Consider the following 21,433-nt stretch of genomic DNA (forward strand, 5'->3'; position numbering starts at 1 on the left):
TTGTGATTTTTTGCGAGGGCTGTTGCGCGAAAGCAGGGCGTGTCGGATGGTGACGAGCCTGCCTTGAGCCTAGGTCCTGTTCATACTGCCGCGCAAGCCCAAGGGCCCCGGCGCGGTCGTGCGCAAGTGTGAACAGGCCCCAACCCTGTTTGAGGCTATGCACGGGCTGTGCCGAAAACCCTGGAGCCGTCCGCAAAAACAAAAAGAGGCTGCGACAACGGTCGCAGCCTCCTGTTTCTTGGTGACAGCAGGCTGGTTTACAGCTGTACTTCGATCACGCCGTCGGCATTCATCGTCACCTGGCTGGTGCCGGCTTCGACTTCTGGCGTTGCGCTGTCGGAGAACGCCGAGGCCTTCATGGCTTGCATGCGCATTGGTGGGCGCACGAAGCCGCCGCTGTTGAGGTTCAGGCTGACCAGTTTGTAGCTCTTGCCGCCCAGGGCTTCGGTGGTCAGTTGGGCGCGCTCCTTGAAGGCCGCGACGGCGTCCTTGATCAGTGCGTCTTCTTCCTTCTTGCGGGTGGCGTCGGCGATGCTGAAGCTCATGCCGCCCATTTTCAGGGTTTTCAGCATCTCGCCGGTGAGCTTGGAGAGGGCGGCGAAGTCGGCGCTCTCCAGGCGAATCTCGGCGCGCTCGCGCCAGGCGCTGATTTCCTCGCCCTTTTCGCTGTAAACCGGGTAGCTGTTGCGGCTGCCCTGGGAAACGGTCACGCCTTTCACGCCACGGGCCTGGGTCAGGCCGGCATTGAGGGTGCGGGTGATCTCGGCGGCCAGCGCCGCGGGGTCCTTCTGCTGGGCTTCGGTGTACAGGGTGACCTGCATCAGGTCGTGAGCCACCTCGTTGCTGACCTGGGTGCTCAGGGATATCTGGTTGTAACGTGGCTCATCGGCGTGCGCGGCGATGCTGAGCAGGCCGGCGGTGGTGAAAGCCAGGGCGGTGGCGAGGCGGGACAGTGGCAGCATGGCGATTCCTTATCGATAGCGGGCACGGATGGAGACCGTGTTCATGGGGTTAGACGTGGCGATTCGAATATTCGGGTTAAGCGAATCGAAAAAATATTCACCCCACCTCAGACCGCGCCGACCGGCAAGTGATTGCTCTGATTCGGCGCCTGCCGGGCAATCGTCGTACGACTGCGGCGCGTTGCCGCATCAGGGCGCCGGCGGCCTTGGTTATACTCGCCGGGCTCGCCAACGAGCATAGAGGAGTATCGATGCTCGCCCCCGTACAACTGCTTTCGGCCAGCCGCCAGAACCTCTGGCGGCTGACCCTTATTCGCTTTCTGGTGCTGGCTGCCCAAGCCGGTTCGGTTGGCCTGGCCTACAAATCCGAATTGTTGCCGCTGCCCTGGTTGCAGTTGAGCGTCACCCTGGGCGCCTCCCTGGTGCTGTGCCTGCTGACCGCGTTGCGTCTGCGCGGGCCCTGGCCGGTCACCGAAGCCGAGTACGGCATCCACCTGGGCTTCGATCTGGTGATCCACAGTGTACTGCTGTACTACTCGGGCGGCTCGACCAACCCCTTCGTGTCCTACTATCTGGTGCCGCTGACCATTGCCGCGGCGACCCTGCCGTGGCTGTTCACCATGATTCTCGGCGGCATGGCACTGGCCTCCTACACGTTGCTGCTGGTCTGGTCGCACCCGCTGCAACTGCCGGTGGGGCCGCGCGAGAGCCTGCTGGTGTACGGCATGTGGCTGAGCTTCGCCCTGGCAGCGGGGCTGATCACCTTCTTCGTCGCCAAGATGGCCGAGGAGCTGCGCCAGCAGGAAAAGCTGCGTGCCGAGCGCCGCGAGGAAGGCATGCGTGACCAGCAATTGCTGGCCGTGGCCACCCAGGCTGCCGGTGCCGCCCATGAGCTGGGCACGCCGCTGGCGACCATGAGCGTGCTGATCAAGGAACTGCGCCGCGAACACCAGAACCCGCTGCTGCAGGAAGACCTGGCGCTGCTGCAGGAGCAGGTCAAGCTGTGCAAGGAAACCCTCCAGCATCTGGTGCGCGCCGCCGAAGCGGATCGTCGCCAGGCCGTGGTGGAAATGCCGGCGGTCAGCTGGCTGGAGACCACCCTCAATCGCTGGCACCTGATGCGCCCGGAAGCCAGCTATCGTTACGAATGCCTGGGCGTGGGCAAATCGCCGCAACTGATGCCGCCGGCCGACCTGACCCAGGCGCTGCTCAACCTGCTCAACAATGCCGCTGATGCCTGCCCGGACAACCTGGAAATCAGCCTGGACTGGGATCACCAGTGGGTTCGCCTGAGCATCCGCGACTACGGCGCAGGTGTACCCTTGGCCATCGCCGAGCAACTGGGCCGGCCGTTCTTCACCACCAAGGGCAAAGGCAAGGGTTTCGGCCTCGGCCTGTTTCTCAGCCAGGCCAGCGTGACCCGCGCCGGCGGCACGGTGAAGCTGTATAACCATGAAGAAGGCGGCACGCTCACCGAGCTCAAGTTGCCGCGCGCCTACGCCCGGGTGTGAGCCTGGCGCAGGTTTTTCGATGCAGCGCACTGCCGGGCCGGCAGGCCGCGAGCATGTATTGAGGAGTGAAACATGAGTGACGAAACGCTGCTGGAAAGCGAAGAACAGCCCCATCTGCTGCTGGTCGACGACGACCCCACCTTCACCCGCGTGATGGCGCGCGCCATGAGCAGCCGCGGGCTGCGCGTGTCCACCGCCGCTTCGGCCGAGGAAGGCCTGGCGCTTGCCATCCAGGATCTGCCCGATTACGCCGTGCTCGACCTGAAGATGGAGGGCGACTCCGGCCTGGTGCTGCTGCCCAAGTTGCTGGAGCTGGATGCCGAGATGCGTGTGGTGATCCTCACCGGCTATTCGAGCATCGCCACCGCCGTTGAAGCCATCAAGCGTGGCGCCTGCAACTACCTGTGCAAGCCCGCCGATGCCGATGACGTGCTTGCCGCGCTGCTGACCCAGCATGCCGACCTCGACACCCTGGTGCCGGAGAACCCCATGTCGGTGGATCGTCTGCAGTGGGAGCATATCCAGCGCGTGCTGGCCGAGCACGAGGGCAACATCTCGGCGACCGCCCGCGCCCTGGGCATGCACCGGCGTACCCTGCAGCGCAAACTGCAGAAGCGCCCGGTTCGTCGCTGAAGCGAGCGTCCCGCCGTTCCGAGAGGCCAAAGCCTTGCTATCATTAGCAGGCTATCGACGTGTCTGAGCACCAGGCACGTCGGCGCGTCCTAAGGCACTTCCACCTCCCGGGGCTCTCATGCTCGCTGTACTCCAGCAGACGCTCGCGATCACCGCGCCCGTCTTCGCCATGCTGTTTCTCGGCGTGCTGCTCAAGCGGCTGCGCTGGATCGACGATCCCTTCATCGATACCGCCTCGTCCCTGGTGTTTCGCGGCACCATGCCGACGCTGTTGTTCATCAGCATCGTCCAGGCGGACCTGAGCGCGGCACTGCAGCCGGCGCTGATCGGCTACTTCGTGTTCGCCACCCTGGTCAGCTTTGCCCTCGCCTGGGGCTGGGCGATCTGGCGCTGCCCGAAGGTTGACCGCGGCATCTACACCCAGGGCGCCTTTCGCGGCAACAACGGCATCGTCGGGCTGGCGCTGGCCACCAGCATGTACGGCGACTACGGCCTGTCGGTGGGGGCAGTGCTCGGTGGCGTGGTGATCCTCTGCTACAACGTGCTGTCGGCCATCGTGCTGGCCATCTACGCGCCAGACATGAAGGCCGACCCCTGGACGCTGTGCAAGAGCATCTTCACCAACCCGCTGATCATCGGCGTGCTGTCGGCCATCCCCTTCGCCTACTGGCAGATCCCGCTGCCGCACTGGACCATGGTCTCGGCCGAATACTTCGCGCAGATGACCCTGCCGCTGGCGCTGATCTGCATCGGCGGCACCCTGTCGCTGGCTTCGTTGCGCGAGAGCAGCGGCGAGGCCATCAGCTCCAGCCTGATGAAGATGGTCTGGCTGCCGCTGCTCTCCACTCTTGGCGCCTGGGCCGTGGGCTTTCGCGGCGCGGACCTGGCGATCCTGTTCCTGTACTTCGTCAGCCCCACGGCCGCCTCCAGCTTTGTCATGGCCAAGGCGGTCAACGGCAATTACCGGCTCGCTGCCGCGATCATCGTCATCACCACCCTGGCGGCGGTGGTGAGCACCAACGTCGGCTTGTTGCTGTTGCAGTGGGCGGGGTGGGTCTAGCTGGCGCGGGCACACTTCATTGCAAGAAGTGACGGTGCGATTCATTGCAGCAAAAGCGTCACAAAGGCGCCTTATGTTGGCCGGAATCTCTTTCCAGCCTGTAAGGATACGACCATGCTGCGCGCCTCTTTCCGTCGACTGCTGCCCGCCTTGTTGCTGCCCGTGCTGGGCGGCGCTCATGCCTCGGATCTGTCCTCGCGCTACACCGACGGCAACGATGACATGGTGGCCGACGCGCCGGCCAAACCCAGCGAGTGGCTGGACCCGAACACGCTGATCTTCGCCTACACGCCGATCGAAGACCCAGCCGTCTACGCCAAGGTGTGGGACGAGTTCCTGCAGCACATGGAGAAGGTGACCGGCAAGAAAGTCAGGTTCTTCCCGGTCCAGTCCAACGCCGCCCAGCTCGAAGCCATGCGCGCCGGTCGCCTGCACATCGCCGGCTTCAACACCGGCTCCGTGCCGTTGGCCGTCAACTGCGCCGGTTTCGTGCCATTCACCATGATGGCCGACGAGAAGGGCGGCTACGGCTACGAGATGGAAATCATCACCCATCCTGGCAGCGGCATCGCTGATGTGCCGGACCTTCGTGGCCACACCCTGGCGTTCACGTCGCCGACCTCCAACTCCGGTTTCAAGGCGCCCTCGGCCCTGCTCAAGTCCGAATTCGATCTGGAGGCGGACAAGGACTTCAAGACCGCGTTTTCCGGCAAGCACGACAATTCGATCATGGGCGTGGTGAACCGTGACTACGACGCCGCTGCCATCGCCAACTCGGTGCTCTCGCAAATGCAGGCGCGCGGTGTGGTCAAGGCCGATCAGTACAAGGTGCTGTATACCTCGCAAACCTTCCCCACCACCGGATATGGCTACGTCTACAACCTCAAGCCGGAACTGGCCGACAAGGTGCGCGAGGGCTTCGCGACCTTCGACTGGGAGGGCACCGCACTGCAGGCGGAATTCAAGAACTCCGGCCAGGCGCAGTTCATCCCCATCACCTATCAGGAGCATTGGGAAGTGGTGCGCAAGATCGATCAGGCCATGGACGTGAGCTACACGTGCGACAGGTGATCCACTTGGACAGAGGGGCACAGCCATGAACCTGCTCGAGATCAAAGGCCTGGGCAAGCGCTACGCCACTGGCGACCAGGCCCTGGCGGACATCCGTCTGGCCCTGCCGAAGAGCCAGGTGATGGCGCTGATTGGCCCGTCCGGCGCTGGCAAGAGCACGCTGATTCGCTGCATCAACCGGCTGGTGGAACCCACCGAGGGCGAGGTGCTGCTTGGTGGTCTGGCACTGACCGGGCTGCGTGGCGGTGCCCTGCGCAAGGCGCGGCGGCGCATGGGCATGATCTTTCAGGACCATGCGCTGGTCGACCGCCTGACGGTGATGGAAAACGTCCTCGCCGGTCGGCTGGGCTGCGTCGGCTTCTGGCGCAGTGTATGGCGCCGTTACCCGCGGGCCGATGTGCAGGAGGCGTTTCGTCTGCTCGAGCGCGTCGGCCTGGCCCATGCCATCGACAAGCGCGCCGACGCGCTGTCCGGTGGTCAGCGCCAGCGGGTCGGCATCGCCCGCGCCCTGCTGCAGAATCCCGAGTTGATGCTGATCGACGAGCCGACGGCGAGCCTCGATCCGAAAACCTCCCGGCAGATCATGCGGCTGATCCGGGAGCTGTGCGATGAGCGCGGCCTGACCGCCATCATCAATATCCATGACGTCGAGCTGGCACGACGCTTCTCCGACCGTATCGTCGGCCTGCACGCCGGCAGGGTGGTCTTCGATGGCTCGCCCGATGCACTGGATGCCGGGACGCTGACCCGTATCTACGGCGAGGAAGACTGGGAAACGAATGCCAATGACGCAGCGCCGGATGACGAGCCCGCCGAGCGCGCCACGCCGCACGCATCGCGCTCCGGCTGGCCACGGGTGGCGACCTGATGGCTGGTGAACTGCACGTAGATGACCGCCTGGCCAGAGCCCGGGCCGGCGACTGGCAACCGCCCTCGCTGCTATCGGGAACGGGGCAGCGCTGCCTGGTGATCGGCGGGGTGCTGCTCTATCTGCTGCTGGCCGGTTCGAGCATCAACCTTGACTGGAATCGCATTGCCGAAGGCTGGTCGCGCGGCCTGGCCTTCGCCGGCGGCTTTCTGCACCCGGACTTCACCAGCCGTGGCGGCGATATCCTCGAAGGCCTGCTGGAAAGCCTGAGCATGACCCTGGTCGCCACCGTGCTCGGCATCGCCCTGTCGATCCCAGTGGGCCTGGGCGCCGCGCGCAATTTGTCGCCGCTACCGATCTACCTGTTCTGCCGCTGGATCATCATGGTCTCGCGTACCTTTCAGGAGGTGATCATCGCCATCCTGTTCGTGGTGATGTTCGGCTTCGGCCCGTTGGCCGGCGTTGCCACGCTGACCTTCGCGACCATCGGTTTCATCGCCAAGCTGCTGGCCGAGGCGATCGAGGACATCGATGCGCGGCCGCTCGAGGCCATCCGCGCCACGGGCGGTAGCTGGCTGCAGGTGCTCAACCATGCCGTGCAGCCGCAGATCATGCCGCGTTTTATCGGGCTCTCGCTGTACCGCCTGGATATCAATTTCCGCGAGTCGGCGATCATCGGCATCGTTGGCGCGGGCGGCATCGGCGCGACGCTCGGCACCGCCATGGATCGCTACGAATACAGCACGGCTGCGGCCGTGTTGCTGATCATCATCGCCATCGTGCTGGCCTCGGAGTATTTCTCCGGCCATGTGCGTCGCTGGCTTCAATAGGGCGTTATCGTCATGCCGATCATCCATGCCGAGACAGCCGAGCCGCAATGGCGCCGACGCACCACTGCCCAGCAGTGGGCGCACTGGCTCGCCTGGTTCGCTGGCGCACTGCTGTTCGTCTGGTGCGCGCGGTTCATCTCCGAGAACACCCTGTGGGAGTTCGTGGCAGATGCCGGAACCCAAGGCGCCTCGTTGCTGGCACGCATGGTGCCACCGCAGTGGGACTACACGCCCGAATTGCTCAAGCCGCTCTGGGACACGCTCAACATCGCCACCCTGGGTACCGCCCTCGGGGTAGTGCTGGCATTCCCACTGGCGTTGCTCGCCGCGCGTAACACTACGCCGTCGCCTGTCGTCAGAAGCGCTGCGTTGCTGATCATCGTCTCGTCGCGCTCGATCAACTCGCTGATCTGGGCGATGCTGCTGGTGGCGATGCTTGGCCCCGGCGTGTTGGCCGGCATCATCGCCATCGCGCTGCGTTCGGTCGGCTTCGTCGGCAAGCTGCTCTACGAGGCCGTCGAGGAGATCAGCACCTCGCCGGTCGAGGCCATCGGCGCCACCGGGGCGGGGCGTTTGCAGGTGCTGCAGTTCGGCGTGGTGCCACAGATCATGCCGGCCTTCGTCGGCACCTCGCTGTACCGTTGGGATATCAACATCCGCGAGGCCACCGTGTTGGGGCTGGTCGGTGCCGGCGGCATTGGCCTGCAGCTCGATGCAGCGATCAACAATCTCGCCTGGGATCGGGTCAGCGTGATCTTCCTGCTGATCTTCGTCACCGTGATCTTCTCCGAATGGGCCTCGGCCAAACTACGCCAGCGCCTCTCCTGATCCGAACACTGCCGGCGCACGCTTCGGCCAGCACGCCGGTCTCGTGTGATTCTGCACCTCTGCCTTGTGATCCAGTGCCGATTCGCATGTGCCACGATTGTCAGCCTCAGGGCAACTCGCTAGCATTCCTGCCTAGCGTGTAACTTGATGTGACGGGCCTGCCGCAGAAGCGGTTGCGCCTCGCGCCAGACAACCCTTTCAGAACCAACAGTGTGAGTGCCGGCGCCAGGACCCCTGAGCCAGCACAAGGAGTGCAGTGCGGTGGTTCGTTTTCCTCTGCGATGCCGAGCCTTGCGGCGCGCGCCAGTCGCCTTGCGGCTGGTGCTGCCGCTCTGCGCCCTGTTGGCCATGCCATTGAGCTGGGCCGAGCCTTCCATGTCCTTGCAAGGCCCCACTGGCGGCTGGCGCTATCACGGCCTCAACGACGGCGACAACGCTGCGCGCGTGGCCTATCCGACGCCGCCCATCGACCGCGGCGCGCAGCGTGGGCGCAGCCTGATCGAGGGCACCCTGCAGAACATCGGCCAGCTGCGTGCGCCGCATCGGCTGGTGGTCAATGGCAACCCGCTGCCGTTGTACACCGACGAGCAGGGCAGCTTCGCCCGGCCCTACGCCTTTGGCGCCGGCTCAAACAGCGTGGAACTGGTGGCCGGTGAAGGGCAGTCGTTGAAGCGCATTCAGTTCTTTGAAGCCAACAGCCTGCGCACACCGGCGCGTATCCGCATGGTGCTGGGCTGGGACGATCCCAAGGCCGAACTCGACCTGCACGTGGTCACCCCGGATGGCCAGCACGCGTTCTGGAGCCTCCCGGTACTCACCAATGGCGGCGGCCTGGATGTCGACAGCGTCGATGGCCCCGGCCCGGAAATGTTCACCATGACCGCGCCGCTGCAAGGCACCTACCTGATCTACGTGAACTACTGGGGCAACCTGGGCAGCGAGGGCTACAACTTCGAGGCCGGTAGCAACCGGAACGAGATCATCACTGCGCAGATCAACCTGATCTTCAACGAGAACACCGTCAACGAGAAGCGCGAGACCTTCGTGGTACCGCTGCGCGCCATTGGCGAGCTGCTTTTCGTGAAATCCTTCAATTACTGATATCCCGAGGCTCGGATGAACCGGAATACCACTGCCCACCTGCGCCACGTCGCCGTTTTGCTGACCGCCGGCCTGCTGGCTGCCTGCGGCCAGGACTCGCGCGACCTGGGTGAGCGCAGCGCCCTGGGCCTGGACCTCAAGCACCCCGATGCACTGATCGAGAGCGCCTCGCTCAGCCGCCTGCCCAAGGACCTGCTCGCCGTGCCGCTGCTGCGCGACACCCTCACCGAAGACTTCGTGTTCTATTACGAGCACAACGCCGACCGCCTCGGGCTGGTCGGCAGCCTGCGGCGGATCATTTACGAGCGTGACCTGAAGCTGCGCGACAACCTGCTCGACGAGTTGCTCGACCAGCCCGCCGACGTTGCCCTGTGGAAGGGCGCCGACGGCAAGCTCAAGCACTTCGTGATGGTCATGCAGCGCGGCGGCCTGGCCAAGGTGCTCGAGCCCCTGGCCCATGTGGCGCTGGACGATACCCAGCTCAGCCAGGCCGGCGAGCTGCGCGTCGATGGCAGCAGCGTGCCGCTGTACCGCCTCAATTATCTGGGTGATCGCGCCCTGCTGTTGGCCAGCCATGGCGACAAACTGCTGGTGCTGTCCTCACCCGGCATGCTGTTCGGCGAGAACGACAAGCTCGGCCGCAACGCCACCGAGTCCGTCGAGGCACTGCTCGATGGCGACAGTCCCTTCGCCAAGCGCTTCGGCCTCAAGGCTCGCGAAACCGAGCAGCAGCGCATTTCCCTGAGCGGCGAGTACGTCGCACTCGGTTATCAGCGCTTTTTCCCGGCCTTTGCCGGGGTGCGCTTCGAGAAGGGCGAGGGCGACTGGAGCAGCTTCCTGGCGCTCAACGAAGTGGACGACCAGCCGGCCATGGATTTCATGCCGATCTGGCGAGCCATGCCCATGGGCGCCAGCGCCTGCGTGGCGGTGCCGGTGGCGCCGGGCAGCGCGGAAAAACTGTTGGCCAAGGTCGGCGCCAGCGAGCAGGCCAGCGAAGAGCTGCGCAAACGCCTGGGCAACGTTGCCGGCCTGTGCTGGTACGCCGACTCGCGGTTGCACTCGCCGCTGCTGGTTGCCCATCTGGATAAACCCGCCACGCCGGAGCTGGACCAGGCCATCGGCGGGTTGTTCGACGGCATGATCGGCGCCTTCGAGCCCAATGCCGAAAACGGTCGCTTCCCGGTGGCAAGCCAGAGCACGAACGATGGCCACACCTGGCGCCGCGAGGTGGGCTCCAACTTCGGCCAATACCCGGCGGAGCAAGCCGCCATCCCCGATGCGCTGGTCTCCCAGGGCTTCTTCCGGGCGAGCCTGGCGCGTCAAGGCCAGACCTTGCTGTTCTCCCTCGATGACCGACTGGTGAACAAGGCGCTCGACACGTTGAACAAGCGCTTCCCGCCGCTGGCCGAAGTGCTGCCCGCCGACGGCGTGGTGCCCGGATACCTGGCGCCCGACGGTTTGTCGCGCCTGCTTGAACAGGAAACCCTGGACAGCCTGCCGGCCAACTACGAGCCGGTATTCCGCAACGCCGCCGACACCCACCTGCTGCCCAAACTGCGGGCGCTGGGTGGCTACGGCCAGTTCGCGCTGACGCTGCCCAAAGACACCGAAGCCGACGATGACTGGAAGTGGATACCGCTGCAATGGCGCGCGCTTTGATCACTGTCATGTCGGCCTGGCGCGTGCTGCTGGCTGCGCTGCTGCTCGCGTTCGGCCTGTGCGCTCGCGCCGAGCAGACACCGAGCCTCGATCCCGAACAGTCGCAGATCTTTCGCGCCTGGTTCGTGCGTATCGCCCAGGAGCAGTTGCGCCAGGGGCCGAGCCCGCGCTGGTATCAGCAGGATTGCGTGGGCCTGGTGCGCTTCGCCGCCAACGAAGCGCTCAAGGTGCATGACGCTAAATGGCTGCGCGCCAATGGCCTGTCCAACCGCTACCTGCCGCCAGAGCTGCAGCTCAGTGACAGCCAACGCCAACTGGCGCAGAACTGGGAGCAGGGCGGCGGCAAGCGCGGCGCCTATGTCAATGCGATCAAGATGATCCAGTTCAACAGCCAGTTGGTCGGCCGCGACCTGAACCAGGCGCGCCCCGGTGACCTGATGTTCTTCGACCAGGGCGATGACCAGCACCTGATGATCTGGATGGGCCGCGACATCGTTTACCACACCGGCACCACCACTCCCACGGATAACGGCATGCGTGCCGTCAGCCTGCAACAACTCATGACATGGAAGGACACCCGATGGATACCCGACGACGCCAACCCCAACTTTATCGGCATCTATCGGCTGAATTTCCTCGCGCGATGAACCGTCTGCTCGCCGTCGCGCTGCTGGCGCTCGTGCCCCTGGCCGTGCAGGCCGAAGACGAAGTGCCGGCCAGTGGCTACACGCCGCTGGCCGGCGAGTCGTTCTTCCTGCTCGCCGACTCGAGCTTCGCCGCCGATGAAGTGGCCACCGTGCGCCTCGAGGCGCCGGGCCGCGACTACCGCCGCTATCGCATGGAAGGCTACGGCGGCGTGGACATGCGCCTGTACCGCATCGACCAGCCGCTGGAGTTCCTCAAGCGCCAGAAGAACCTGCACCGCGTGGTCGCCGAGGGCCAGTTCAAGGGCGAGGGGCTGTCCAATACCCTGGCGTACCTGTGGGACAACTGGTACCGCAAATCCCGCCGGGTAATGCAGCGTGCCTTCTCCTACGAGTCGCGCAAGCAGGTCACCGAAGAGGCGCCGGAGCTGAAGATGGGCAACGCCATCGCCGCGCCCACCGAGTACACCCCACAGGTGCAATTCGCGCCGATGAAGGGCCTGCCGCTGGTGGCCGAGTTCCGCTACCCGCTGTGGGAAGCCAAACCGATCGAGCCGCCGGCCGGCGTCGATCTGTCCGGCTCGTCGAGCAACTTCGTCAGTGTCGCCTCGGGCAACGTCTACGTGCCGCTGGGCAAGCTCAAGCCTGGCCTGTATCTGGCCGAAGCGATCATCGGCAAGTACCGCGCCACCACCGTGGTGTTCGTATCCAACACCGTGGCGGTCAGCAAAATCGCCGGCGGTGAACTGCTGGTGTGGACGGCCGACAAGCACCAGGGCACGCCGGTAGCCGACGCCAAACTGCTGTGGAGCGACGGCGTGGGCGTGATGACCAGCGGCAAGACCGACGCCCAGGGCCTGCTGCGCCTGGGCCACGCCAGCCCGGAGCGCTCCTACGTGATCGGTGAGGATACCGACGGCGGCGTGTTCGTCTCCGAGAACTTCTATTACGACAGCGAGATTTACGACACCAAGCTGTACGCCTTCACCGACCGCCCGCTGTACCGCCCCGGCGACTGGGTGGAAGTGAAGATCGTCGGCCGCGAGTTCAAGAACGCCCGCGAATCCGTAGCGGCCGGCACCGCGCCGATCAGCCTCAGCGTGCTGGACGCCAACGGCACCGTACTGCAGACCCAGAAACTGGATTTCGACAGCGCCCGTGGCGGCCAGGGCCGCTTCCAGCTGCCGGACAACGCCGTGGCCGGCGGCTACGAGCTGCGCTTCGCCTACCGCGACGGGCTGTACAGCAGCGCCTTCCGCGTCGCCGAGTACATCAAGCCGCACTTCGAGGTGTCGCTGGATCTGGACAAGCCGGACTTGCGCACCGGCGAGCCGGTCAAGGGCGCCCTGGTGCTGCTCTATCCGGACGGCAAGCCGGTGGCGGGTGCCACGGTGCAGCTGAGCCTGCGCGCCCAGCAGTTGTCGATGGTCGACAACGAACTGCAGTACCTCGGCCAGTTCCCGGTGGAGCTGAGCAGCAGCGAAGTCATCACCGATGACAAGGGCCGCGCGGAGCTCGACCTGCCGGCTGCCGACAAACCGAGCCGCTACCTGCTCAGCGTGTTCGCCAGCGATGGCGCCGCCTACCGGGTCAAGACCAGCAAGGAAATCCTCATCGAGCGCGGCGCCGCCCGCTATCGCCTGAGCGCCCCGCAGCGCTTCAGCTCGGCAGGCCAGGCGGTGAACTTCACCTACCAGAGCGAAGGCGCCAGTGAACGCAAACCCGCCCGCTACGAGTGGGTGCGCCTGGAAGATCAGAGCACCGGCAATGGCGAGCTGGTGGCGGATGCCAAGGGCTTCGCGCTGAATTTCGAGCGCCCCGGCACCTACAGCATCACCCTCAAGGACAGCAGCGGTCTGATCCTCGGCGCCACCGGCCATTCGGTCAGCGGCGAGGGCGTCAAGTCGGTGGCCGGCACCATCGAGATCGTCCTCGACAAGGCCGAGTACCAGGCCGGCGACGACGCCCTGGCGCTGATCACCTTCCCCGAGCCGGTCAGCGATGCATTGCTGACCCTGGAGCGCGACAAGGTCGAAGCCACTGCGCTGCTCTCCAAGGGCGGCGACTGGCTCAAGCTCGAGCGCCTGTCCGACACCCAGTACCGCGCGCGCATCCCGGTCGGCAAGACCTTCTCGCCGAACATCACCTTCTCGGCGCTGTACACCCGCGGCGGTGACTACAGCTTCCAGAACGCCGGCATCAAGGTCGCCACGCCGCAGATCGACATCGCCATCAAGGCCGACAAGGAGGTGGTGCAGCCGGGTGATCTGGTCACCGTCGAGCTGAGCACCCTGTTCGACGGCAAGCCGGTGCCGACGCGCCTGACGGTCAGCGTGGTGGACGAGATGATCTACGCTCTGCAGCCGGAAATCGCCCCGGGCATCGACCAGTTCTTCTATCACCCGCGCCGCAACAATGTGCGCACCAGCGCCAGCCTGTCGTTCATCAGCTACGACCTGGCCCTGCCGGGCATGCCCAGTGCACCGGGCCGCGCCAACCGCAGCGAGCGGGGCGTCAAGGTGCTGGAGCGTCCGCGCCGCGAGGAAGTCGACACCGCCTCCTGGCAGCCGGACCTGGTCACCGATGCCAACGGCAAGGCGAGCTTCAGCTTTCGCATGCCGGACTCGCTGACCCGCTGGCGCATTACCGCGCGGGCGGTGAGCGCCGAGGGCGAAGTGGGTCAGAAGCGTCAGTTCGTGCGCTCGGAAAAGCCGCTCTACCTGAAGTGGAGCGGCCCGAGCCGCTTTCGCGTCGGCGACAAGCCGGCGCTGGGGCTGTTCGCCTTCAACCAGGGCGAGGCGGGCGCCAAGGCCGAACTGCTGATTCGTCATGGCGAGCAGGAGCAGCGCCGCGAGGTAACGCTGGCCAAGGGCATCAACTACCTGCCGGTCGAGCAGGCGGTGATCGCCGCTGGTGATTTCAGCGCCGAGCTGCGTCAGGGCAAGGTGGCCGACGCCCTGGCCGTCAAGCTGAGCAGCGTGGCGCCCGGCTGGCAGCAGGTGCGCAGCGAGCACCTGGCGGTGTTCCCGGGCAGCACGACGCTGCAATTGCCGGCCGATGCCAGCCAGGTGCAACTGCGTGTGGCCGACAGCGGCGCGGGCCTGTTCAACGCGGCGCTGGACGACCTGCTCGACTACCCCTACGGCGGCGTCGAGCAGACTGCCAGCCGCCTGCTGCCGCTGAGCCTGGCCTACCCGGCGCTGGCCGCCGGCGAGCCGCGCATCAAGGATCGTCTGCGCCTGATCATGCAGAACAGCCGCCTGCGCCTGGTGCAGATGGCCGGGCCGGAGGCGACCTTCACCTGGTGGGGCGGCGATGCCGACGGCGACGCCTTCCTGACCACCTATGCCTATTACGCCGACTGGCATGCCAGTAGCGCCCTGGCCATTCAACTGCCGCCCGAGCACTGGCAGCGCGTGCTGGAGCTGTACGCCAAGCGCGCTCCAGAAACGCCGCTGCTGCAGCGTGCGCTGATCCTGGCGTTCGCCCGTGACATGGGCCTGCCGGTGAAAACCCTGCTCGAAGGCCTGGTGTATGACCTGGCCGCCGCGGGTGAGGGCGAGGAAGTGGTGCTCGGCGAAGGCGACAGCCTGGTGATGGCGGCGCCGGATTCGGCCCTGGGCCTGGCGATTGCCCGGGAGCTGGGTGTGCGCCTGGCGCAGCAGAACAACGTGCCGGTCGCCGAGGCCCCGCAAGTACAACTCGATGGTGCCCGTCGTCGCCTGGCCGAGAGCCAGTCGCCATTCGTGGCGGCCGTCGCCCTGTACCTCGATGGCCCGGATCGCCAGCGCGCTCAGCGCCTGCTCGGCGAGCTGGCGCCAGCCCAGGCTGGCCTGGAACGCGCCCTGGCGCTGACCTGGCTGCAGCCCTCGCTGGACCTGCGCAGTGCCCAGCCGACGCTGGCGCTGGAGGGCGACTGGCAGGCCGTGGAAGGCACCAGCGGTGACAACTACTGGCAGTGGACGGGTGCGCAACCGCCTCAGGCCCTGCAAGTGGCCGGCGATCTGGATCAGCCGAGCGATCTGCGCCTCGACTACCAGAGCACCCAGGCTGCGCCGAGCAATGTGCCGGTCACCGTCAAGCGGCGCTTGTTGGAGCTGGTCGAGAGCGATGAGGCCTTCGTTTTCAGTGCCCATGAAGTGCGCAGCGACGACATCTCCAGCGCCAGCCTTTACCTGGACGAAATCACCCTGACCAGCGATTCGGAGCAGGCCCTGCGCTACGGCATGCTCGAAGTGCCACTGCCGCCGGGCGCCGATGTGGAGCGCACCACCTGGGGTATCCAGGTCAGTGGCCTGGGCGGCGACGAAGCAGCGCCGCTGGAAAAGGCCCGCAACGAGCCGGGCGAACTCAGCTACGCGGTGCCGGTGGATGCCCTGCAGGGTGAGCTGGTGCTGCGTCACCTGGTGCGCTTCTCCCAGAAGGGCGAGTTCGTGTTGCCGCCGGCTCGCTACGTGCGCCTGTACGCGCCGGGCCAGCAGGCACTGGAGGCCGAGCCAGCGCTGCAGAAGGTCACCGTTGAATAAGGGCTGCATTCTCGCCTCACTAGCCTTGCTGGCCGCCCTAGGCGGTTCGGCACTGGCTGGCGAGGTGCCGCTGTCGCTGGCCTGGCAACGGGCCGACGGCAGCGAGTTGTTGCGCCTAGACGGGCAGCGGCTGATCAGCCGCGAACCGCTTTCCGAAAACCTTCAGGCGCCGTTGGGCAGTCTGTGGAAGCTGTTCGTCTATGCCTACCTGGTCGACACCGGCCAGCCGGACAACGGCTACCAGTGCCGTGGCGGCAACAAGGAGGAAGTGTATTGCTGCAACCCAGGCGAGCGTATCGACCGGGATCATGCGCTGGTCAAATCCTGCGGCCTGTATTTCGAGCAGCAGAATCTGCAGCTGGATCAAGGCGACTGGTCGCACTACTGGCAGGCCCGCAAGGCGCCGAGCTGGATCAGCGAGCGCCAGCGCCTGGCGCCGGCGACCCGTGTTTCGGTTGAACAACTGCTCACGCAACTCGCCCAGTCACCTGCCCAGGCCGATGCCCGCAAGGTGCTGCTGGACGTGGTGCTCAACGGCGACGGCTCGACCGTCAGCGCCCTGGGCAGTCGCCTGCGGGTAAAGACCTGGAGCTGGCTGGCCGATGACGATCCCCAGGCGCGCCAGGGCGGTTTCGCTGGTTGGCTGGCCGATGGCACGCCGGTGTGGGCCGGTGGCTCGGGTACCAGCGTGATGGTGCTCAAGCGCCATGCCGAAGCGCTTGGTCAGGTGCTGCCAACAGCCTGGCCAAGTGAGGCCGGCAGTTGCGTCGAGGTGCGCCTGTTCGCCCGCTACCCGCTGCGCCAGCTCCGGCGCGAGGGCAGTGACGCCGCCGTGGAGCCGGGCGTGCTCAACGGGCGCTACGAGGTCGAGTTCGCCAATGGCAACCGCCTGCCCATCGAAAGCCGCGGCGAACTGTTTCTCGAGCGCAGCAGCGAAGGGTTACAGCTCACCGCCCATCTGGATCGTGAGGACTATGTGGCCCGCGTGCTGGACCGTGAAGCCTCGGCGCAGCCCGCCGAGGCCGCCAAGGCACTGGCCATCGCTGCGCGCACCTACCTGTTGCAGAGCGCCGGGCGCCGTGGCGAATGCCTGCGCATCGACGACAGCAGCGCCAGCCAGCGCGTGGCGCCGCGCCCGGCCAGCCAGGGCGCCCGGGATATCGCCGCGTGGACGGCCGACCTGGTGCTGGCCGGCACGCCGGTGACCTATCACAGCACCCAGCCGGGGCCTGATCGTCTGGCCTGGAGCCAAGCGGTCGAGCAGGCGAACGGTGGCCTGCGTTACGACGCCATCCTCGCCCGCGCCTTCCCGCGTGCCACCCTGAGCCGCTGGGACAAACCCGTGGCCGCCTGCCAGCCGCTGGCCGCTGCCGAGCAGTGGCTGCGCAAGCAGAGGCGCGACTGGCGCCCGCGCCTGGACACGGAGCCGGGTTATGAAGAAATCCAGCAATTCACCGTTTGCCAGCTTTCATCCGGGCGGTCCTATGTGGATCGCGAGCGGCAGCGCATTTTCGTGCGCGGCTTCTTCTCCCTGCAGGACCGCCTCGACCTGACCCACGAATACCTGCACCTGGCGTTCGTCGCCCACCCCAATGGACAGGACGAGGCCTACGTCGAAGGCCTCGCCCGCACCCTGTTACTGGAATGACATCATGGCCCTGATCACCCCTCGTATCGCCCTCTGCCTGACCCTGCTGCCGCTCTGCGCGCTGGCCGAGGTGACGCTCGACACCCCGCGTAGCGGTTGGCGCGTCGGCGGTGGCGACGGCGCCCAGTTCATGCAGGGGGTCAATTACCCGGCATCAATGGTGAACAGCGCCGCCAACCAGGCCGACACCGCGCGCATCAAGGGCGCGATCAGCGGGCTCGGCAAGGACCAGAGCAAGGCGCCGGGCCGCCTGGTGGTCAACGGCACCAGCATGCCGCTGAAGATCGGCGAGGACGGCGGCTTCGACCGACCATTCGTGTTCCCGGCCGGCAGCAACAACGTCGAGGTGCGCAGCCCGGACGGCAGTCAGCGTCGCCGCGTGCAGTTCTACAACAACGGTAGCGGCGAAACCCCGGCGCGCTTGCGCGTGGTGCTGTCGTGGGACAGCGACAACACCGACCTGGATCTGCACCTGGTCACGCCCGATGGCGAGCACGTGTGGTACGGCAATCGGTCGCTGGCCAACGGCGCTGCCCTGGATGTCGATGTGACCACCGGCTACGGCCCGGAAATGATCGCTTCGCCTACCCCACTCAAGGGCCAGTACCTGGTCTACGTGAACTACTACGGCGGCGGTTACTGCGAAGGCGATGAGGGTGAGAGTAACGCCGGGCAGATTCTCACCACCGGGCAGATCACCCTGATCAGCGAAGAGGGCACGGTGAACGAGAAACAGGAGAGCTTTCTGGTGCCGATGCGTACGCCGGGTGAGCTGACATTGGTAAAGAGCTTCAGCTATCCGTAAAGGCACAGCCGATCATACGTAGCCTGCGGTTGAGCGCAGCGATACCCAGGATTCGGTTCCCCGGGTATCGCTACGCTCAACCCGGGCTACAGGCGTGATGCATGCCGTTTAGTATCAAAAAAAGCTTATTCATCCTTCATTATTATTCGTTTGATCGCGCTATCACTGTTCGTCACACTCCGCTGCATTGTCCGCCGTGGTTTCTCTGCCTCGGCGGACAAGGTTGCAAACAGACGAGTACATCATCCAGGGACGGATGCTCCTGCCAGCCGCTTCCAGCGGTCTCCAGCGGGCCTCTCATTTGAGAGGCTCGATCTTTTCGACGGTAGCGATGAAGTCCCACGCGCATTTCCCCCAATGGCTTTCCGCCTTTCTGCCTGATGCCCTGCACACACGCCCCCGTGAATGGAGCCGCGCCGCCTTTGGTGCCGCCGCCGGGTTCCTGTTCAGCGCCTGGGTATGCAGCCAGCTGTTCGGCTTGCACATGGCGGTGCATTTCTCCGGCCCCCTGGCGGCTTCGGCGGTGCTGCTGTTCGCCGTGTCCTCGGGGGCTCTGGCCCAGCCCTGGTCGATTCTTGGCAGCTACCTGTGCGCCAGTGCCGTGGCGCTGACGATCACCCATTTCATCGATCACAGCCTGCTCGGTGCAGCGCTGGCCCTGGGCCTGAGCCTGCTGTTGATGTGCCCGCTGCGCTGCCTGCACCCGCCGGGCGGGGCCATCGCCTTCTGCATGGTGTTCGCCACGCCGTTGCCGGGCGAGCCGTTCTGGCAGCCGGCGCTGGCGGCGATGACCGCCGGTGTCGGCCTGCTGGCCTGCGCTTTGCTCTACAACAACCTGACCCGCGTGCCGTATCCACGGCCGCACCCCGGCACGCCTGCGGTACACCACACCCGCGACCCGCTACCGAGTGAGCGCGCCGGCATCAATACCGATGACCTGGACTATGCCCTCGACGAACTGGGCTCCTTCGTCGACATCACCCGCGAAGACCTCGAACTGATCGTGCGTAGCACCGAAAAGCACGCGCTGCGCCGCAGCATGGGCGAGATCCGTGCCGCGCAGATGATGTCCCGCGACCTGATCCATGCCACGCCGCAAACCGCGGTCGCCAAGGGCCTGTACCTGCTTACCCATCACAGCCTCAAGGCGCTGCCGATTCTCGACGCCGGCAGGCTGGTCGGCATCGTCAGCCTGGTCGATCTGGTCAGCGCCACGCGGGCCAATACCTTCAACCTGCGGGCGATTCTCGGCCTGCAGAAGAAGCAGGTGCTCGGCGAGCTGATGACCGCGCCGGTGCGCACGGTGGAAGTCGACGCCCATGTCGTCGACCTGATCGCGCTGCTCTCCGATGACGGCCTGCATTGCCTGCCGGTGCTCGACGACGGCAGGCTGGTCGGGATGATTACCCAGACCGATCTGGTCGCTGCGCTGCACCGCGACCTGCTCAGGCATCTGGGGTAGGGTCTGTTGCCGTTTCACGCACGGCCGCGCCGGAGCCCGTTTGCCGCGAGGCAAGGCACGAGCCGCGAAGTTTAGCTGGCTAAATGAGCCGGCGAGAAACGCAACATCTCGGTAAAACGGGCCCGGCCCTACGGGTTGCGCAAGAAATCTCGCCATGCGTTGTTGAAGGACTTGGCAAGGGAACAACCATTCCCTGCGTCCTCCGCCTAGCGGATCGCCGCCCGGCCTGGCGAGATTTCTCGCGGCAACGCGGCTCGCGTCGAAACGGCAACAGACCCTAGTACACTGGGCGTCGGATCAGGCTTGAGGAATCGCCAGCACCCGTCGGGCTGGCTCAGCGACCATGGATATCGACCTTACCCGCACCTTTCTGGAAATCGTCCGCAGCGGCAGTTTCATCGCCGCCGCGGAGCGCATGCACGTGACCCAGACAGCGATCACCGCGCGCATCCAGAAGCTGGAAAGCCATCTGGGCAGCACGCTGTTCGTACGCAATCGCGCCGGCGCGCGGCTGACCCCTGACGGCGAGGCGTTCGTGACCTACGCCAACCAGATCCAGCAGACCTGGGAGGCCGCGCAGCGCGACCTGCCGTTGCCGGACGGCTATCACAACGTACTGCATATCGGCGGCGAAGTGAGCCTCTGCAACCCGCTGATGCTGCGCTGGGTCAGCGCCATCCGTCAGGGCATCGACGGCTATGCGGTGCGCGCCCAGGTGGCAGAATGCGCCAGCCTGTTGCGTCAGGTGGAGATGGGCGTGATGGACGCGGCGCTGGTCTACCAGCCCACCTACTGGGCCGGTGTGCAGGTCGAGCAGGTGCTCGAGGAAAAGCTGATTCTGGTTCGCGCGGCGAACCCGGAGCCCTACGTGTTCGTCGACTGGAGCGACAGCTTCCGCGCCCAGCACGACAGAGCACTGCCGGACAAAGCGCGGGCGCCGGTGTCCTTCAACCTCGGGCCATTGGCGCTGCAGTACATTCTGGAGCACGGCGGCTCCGGTTATTTCCGCACGCGGGTGGTGCAGAGTTACCTGGACAGGAAAGTGCTCGAACGAGTGCCCAGGGCGCCGGAATTCAGCTACCCGACCTATCTGGTGTATTCCCGTGAACGGGACTCGGCGGCCCTGCAGCAGAGCTTCGAACTACTGCGCGAGATCGCCGCGCAGGACACCGACTGGTCGCAGCGCTGGGATCCGGCGTTGTAAGCGTCTGCTCACGATCGTTTGTCTCGAATTCGGCGCTTTGCCTGCTAAGTGGTGGGAGCGGCCGTTCCCCGATCCACTGTGGGAGCGCGCCATGCGCGCGAAAAATCGCGGGCATGGACTAGGCGTCCCCGCCCGCTCCCACAGATACTGCGCTGATGTCCGCTTCTGCCTTGTAACAGTCTCTCCATGTCGCCCGAAAGATCGTGAACAGCCCCTCTATCTTACTTCAGGCCTTCCACACGCACCGGCGCCACGCCCGAGCGGATCATGTCCAGCGCCTCGGCCGCCTTGCGCGACACGTCGATGATCCGCCCGCGGGCGAACGGGCCGCGGTCGTTGATGCGCACCACCACGCTGCGGTTGTTGTTGAGGTTAGTGACTTTCACCTGCGTGCCGAAGGGCAGGGCGCGATGGGCGGCGGTCAGTGCGTTCTGGTCGAAGCGCTCACCGCTGGCGGTGCGGTTACCGTGATGGGCTCTGCCGTAATACGAGGCCTTGCCTTCGGCCCGGTAGTCGCTGGGCACGCCGCTGTACGGTGTGCTGCTGCAGCCGGCGAGCAGCAGGCTGAACACTATCAGCAGAATCGATTGTCGACGCATTGCTCTTCTCCACTTCCTGTAC

General features: G+C 65.6%; 17 protein-coding genes. 15 read left to right on the top strand and 2 right to left on the bottom strand.

Translation table 11 applies throughout. The features are described from left to right. Positions 1-257 precede the first annotated feature (257 nt). Positions 258-962, bottom strand: coding sequence for an SIMPL domain-containing protein (locus BVH03_RS07180; protein ID WP_075960529.1), 705 nt, complete (start codon positions 960-962; stop codon positions 258-260). Between the two features lie 251 nt (positions 963-1,213). On the opposite strand from BVH03_RS07180, the gene BVH03_RS07185 reads away from it, so the two are divergent. The 15 genes from BVH03_RS07185 (at position 1,214) to BVH03_RS07255 (ending at position 20,812) form a co-directional block, all read left to right on the top strand. After that, positions 1,214-2,473 carry an ATP-binding protein gene (locus BVH03_RS07185; protein ID WP_075960530.1) on the top strand — a complete coding sequence of 420 codons (1,260 nt, stop codon included), beginning with the start codon at positions 1,214-1,216 and terminating at the stop codon, positions 2,471-2,473. Positions 2,474-2,545: 72 nt separating this feature from the next. Continuing rightward, positions 2,546-3,106, top strand: a complete 561-nt coding sequence (locus BVH03_RS07190) for a response regulator transcription factor (protein ID WP_075960531.1) — start codon at positions 2,546-2,548, stop codon at positions 3,104-3,106. Positions 3,107-3,224: 118 nt separating this feature from the next. Further along, complete coding sequence (locus BVH03_RS07195; protein WP_075960532.1) at positions 3,225-4,166, top strand: AEC family transporter; 942 nt, start codon at positions 3,225-3,227, stop codon at positions 4,164-4,166. 114 nt (positions 4,167-4,280) lie between these two features. Next, positions 4,281-5,237 carry a phosphate/phosphite/phosphonate ABC transporter substrate-binding protein gene (gene phnD / locus BVH03_RS07200; RefSeq protein ID WP_075960533.1) on the top strand — a complete coding sequence of 319 codons (957 nt, stop codon included), beginning with the start codon at positions 4,281-4,283 and terminating at the stop codon, positions 5,235-5,237. Between the two features lie 25 nt (positions 5,238-5,262). Continuing rightward, the gene (gene phnC / locus BVH03_RS07205) at positions 5,263-6,105 is read left to right on the top strand and encodes a phosphonate ABC transporter ATP-binding protein (RefSeq protein ID WP_218189537.1); all 843 of its coding nucleotides are present in this window, start codon (positions 5,263-5,265) and stop codon (positions 6,103-6,105) included. After that, a complete protein-coding gene (phnE, locus tag BVH03_RS07210; RefSeq protein ID WP_075960534.1) occupies positions 6,105-6,935 on the top strand; it encodes a phosphonate ABC transporter, permease protein PhnE in 831 nt (276 codons plus the stop codon). The genes phnC and phnE (BVH03_RS07210) overlap by 1 nt, the downstream gene beginning before the upstream one ends. A 12-nt stretch (positions 6,936-6,947) precedes the next feature. Then, a complete protein-coding gene (phnE, locus tag BVH03_RS07215; RefSeq protein ID WP_075960535.1) occupies positions 6,948-7,763 on the top strand; it encodes a phosphonate ABC transporter, permease protein PhnE in 816 nt (271 codons plus the stop codon). A 348-nt stretch (positions 7,764-8,111) separates the two neighbouring features. Continuing rightward, positions 8,112-8,864: a YfaP family protein gene (locus BVH03_RS07220; RefSeq protein ID WP_075960625.1), complete on the top strand. Its 753-nt coding sequence runs from the start codon at positions 8,112-8,114 to the stop codon at positions 8,862-8,864. A gap of 15 nt (positions 8,865-8,879) precedes the next feature. After that, entirely contained in the window at positions 8,880-10,523 is a 1,644-nt protein-coding gene (locus tag BVH03_RS07225) for a DUF2138 domain-containing protein (protein WP_075960536.1), read from the top strand. A gap of 8 nt (positions 10,524-10,531) precedes the next feature. Next, positions 10,532-11,170, top strand: a complete 639-nt coding sequence (locus BVH03_RS07230) for a DUF1175 domain-containing protein (RefSeq protein WP_143485906.1) — start codon at positions 10,532-10,534, stop codon at positions 11,168-11,170. After that, the gene (locus BVH03_RS07235) at positions 11,167-15,693 is read left to right on the top strand and encodes an alpha-2-macroglobulin (protein ID WP_075960538.1); all 4,527 of its coding nucleotides are present in this window, start codon (positions 11,167-11,169) and stop codon (positions 15,691-15,693) included. Before BVH03_RS07230 ends, BVH03_RS07235 begins: the two co-directional genes overlap by 4 nt. Continuing rightward, positions 15,686-17,341, top strand: coding sequence for a DUF2300 domain-containing protein (locus tag BVH03_RS07240; RefSeq protein WP_143485907.1), 1,656 nt, complete (start codon positions 15,686-15,688; stop codon positions 17,339-17,341). Before BVH03_RS07235 ends, BVH03_RS07240 begins: the two co-directional genes overlap by 8 nt. A 4-nt stretch (positions 17,342-17,345) precedes the next feature. Continuing rightward, on the top strand, positions 17,346-18,146 hold the full coding sequence (locus BVH03_RS07245) for a YfaP family protein (protein WP_075960539.1): 801 nt from the start codon (positions 17,346-17,348) through the stop codon (positions 18,144-18,146). Positions 18,147-18,477: 331 nt separating this feature from the next. Beyond that, positions 18,478-19,608: an HPP family protein gene (locus BVH03_RS07250; protein ID WP_075960540.1), complete on the top strand. Its 1,131-nt coding sequence runs from the start codon at positions 18,478-18,480 to the stop codon at positions 19,606-19,608. Between the two features lie 343 nt (positions 19,609-19,951). Further along, the gene (locus BVH03_RS07255) at positions 19,952-20,812 is read left to right on the top strand and encodes a LysR family transcriptional regulator (protein WP_075960541.1); all 861 of its coding nucleotides are present in this window, start codon (positions 19,952-19,954) and stop codon (positions 20,810-20,812) included. 221 nt (positions 20,813-21,033) lie between these two features. On the opposite strand, the gene BVH03_RS07260 is transcribed toward BVH03_RS07255, so the two are convergent. Continuing rightward, entirely contained in the window at positions 21,034-21,411 is a 378-nt protein-coding gene (locus tag BVH03_RS07260; RefSeq protein WP_075960542.1) for a septal ring lytic transglycosylase RlpA family protein, read from the bottom strand. Positions 21,412-21,433: the final 22 nt, after the last annotated feature.

This window comes from Pseudomonas sp. PA15(2017) (assembly GCF_001945395.1).
Taxonomy (GTDB): domain Bacteria; phylum Pseudomonadota; class Gammaproteobacteria; order Pseudomonadales; family Pseudomonadaceae; genus Aquipseudomonas.

Bases quoted from the DNA above. Each gene is read 5' to 3' on its own strand.
- BVH03_RS07250 (WP_075960540.1), top strand. From the start codon at position 18,478: ATGAAGTCCCACGCGCATTTCCCCCAATGGCTTTCCGCCTTTCTGCCT.
- BVH03_RS07220 (WP_075960625.1), top strand. From the start codon at position 8,112: ATGCCATTGAGCTGGGCCGAGCCTTCCATGTCCTTGCAAGGCCCCACT.
- BVH03_RS07180 (WP_075960529.1), bottom strand. From the start codon at position 962: ATGCTGCCACTGTCCCGCCTCGCCACCGCCCTGGCTTTCACCACCGCC.
- BVH03_RS07255 (WP_075960541.1), top strand. From the start codon at position 19,952: ATGGATATCGACCTTACCCGCACCTTTCTGGAAATCGTCCGCAGCGGC.
- phnE (WP_075960534.1), top strand. From the start codon at position 6,105: ATGGCTGGTGAACTGCACGTAGATGACCGCCTGGCCAGAGCCCGGGCC.
- BVH03_RS07260 (WP_075960542.1), bottom strand. From the start codon at position 21,411: ATGCGTCGACAATCGATTCTGCTGATAGTGTTCAGCCTGCTGCTCGCC.
- BVH03_RS07235 (WP_075960538.1), top strand. From the start codon at position 11,167: ATGAACCGTCTGCTCGCCGTCGCGCTGCTGGCGCTCGTGCCCCTGGCC.
- BVH03_RS07195 (WP_075960532.1), top strand. From the start codon at position 3,225: ATGCTCGCTGTACTCCAGCAGACGCTCGCGATCACCGCGCCCGTCTTC.
- BVH03_RS07225 (WP_075960536.1), top strand. From the start codon at position 8,880: ATGAACCGGAATACCACTGCCCACCTGCGCCACGTCGCCGTTTTGCTG.
- BVH03_RS07245 (WP_075960539.1), top strand. From the start codon at position 17,346: ATGGCCCTGATCACCCCTCGTATCGCCCTCTGCCTGACCCTGCTGCCG.
- BVH03_RS07185 (WP_075960530.1), top strand. From the start codon at position 1,214: ATGCTCGCCCCCGTACAACTGCTTTCGGCCAGCCGCCAGAACCTCTGG.
- phnE (WP_075960535.1), top strand. From the start codon at position 6,948: ATGCCGATCATCCATGCCGAGACAGCCGAGCCGCAATGGCGCCGACGC.
- BVH03_RS07230 (WP_143485906.1), top strand. From the start codon at position 10,532: ATGTCGGCCTGGCGCGTGCTGCTGGCTGCGCTGCTGCTCGCGTTCGGC.
- phnC (WP_218189537.1), top strand. From the start codon at position 5,263: ATGAACCTGCTCGAGATCAAAGGCCTGGGCAAGCGCTACGCCACTGGC.
- BVH03_RS07190 (WP_075960531.1), top strand. From the start codon at position 2,546: ATGAGTGACGAAACGCTGCTGGAAAGCGAAGAACAGCCCCATCTGCTG.
- phnD (WP_075960533.1), top strand. From the start codon at position 4,281: ATGCTGCGCGCCTCTTTCCGTCGACTGCTGCCCGCCTTGTTGCTGCCC.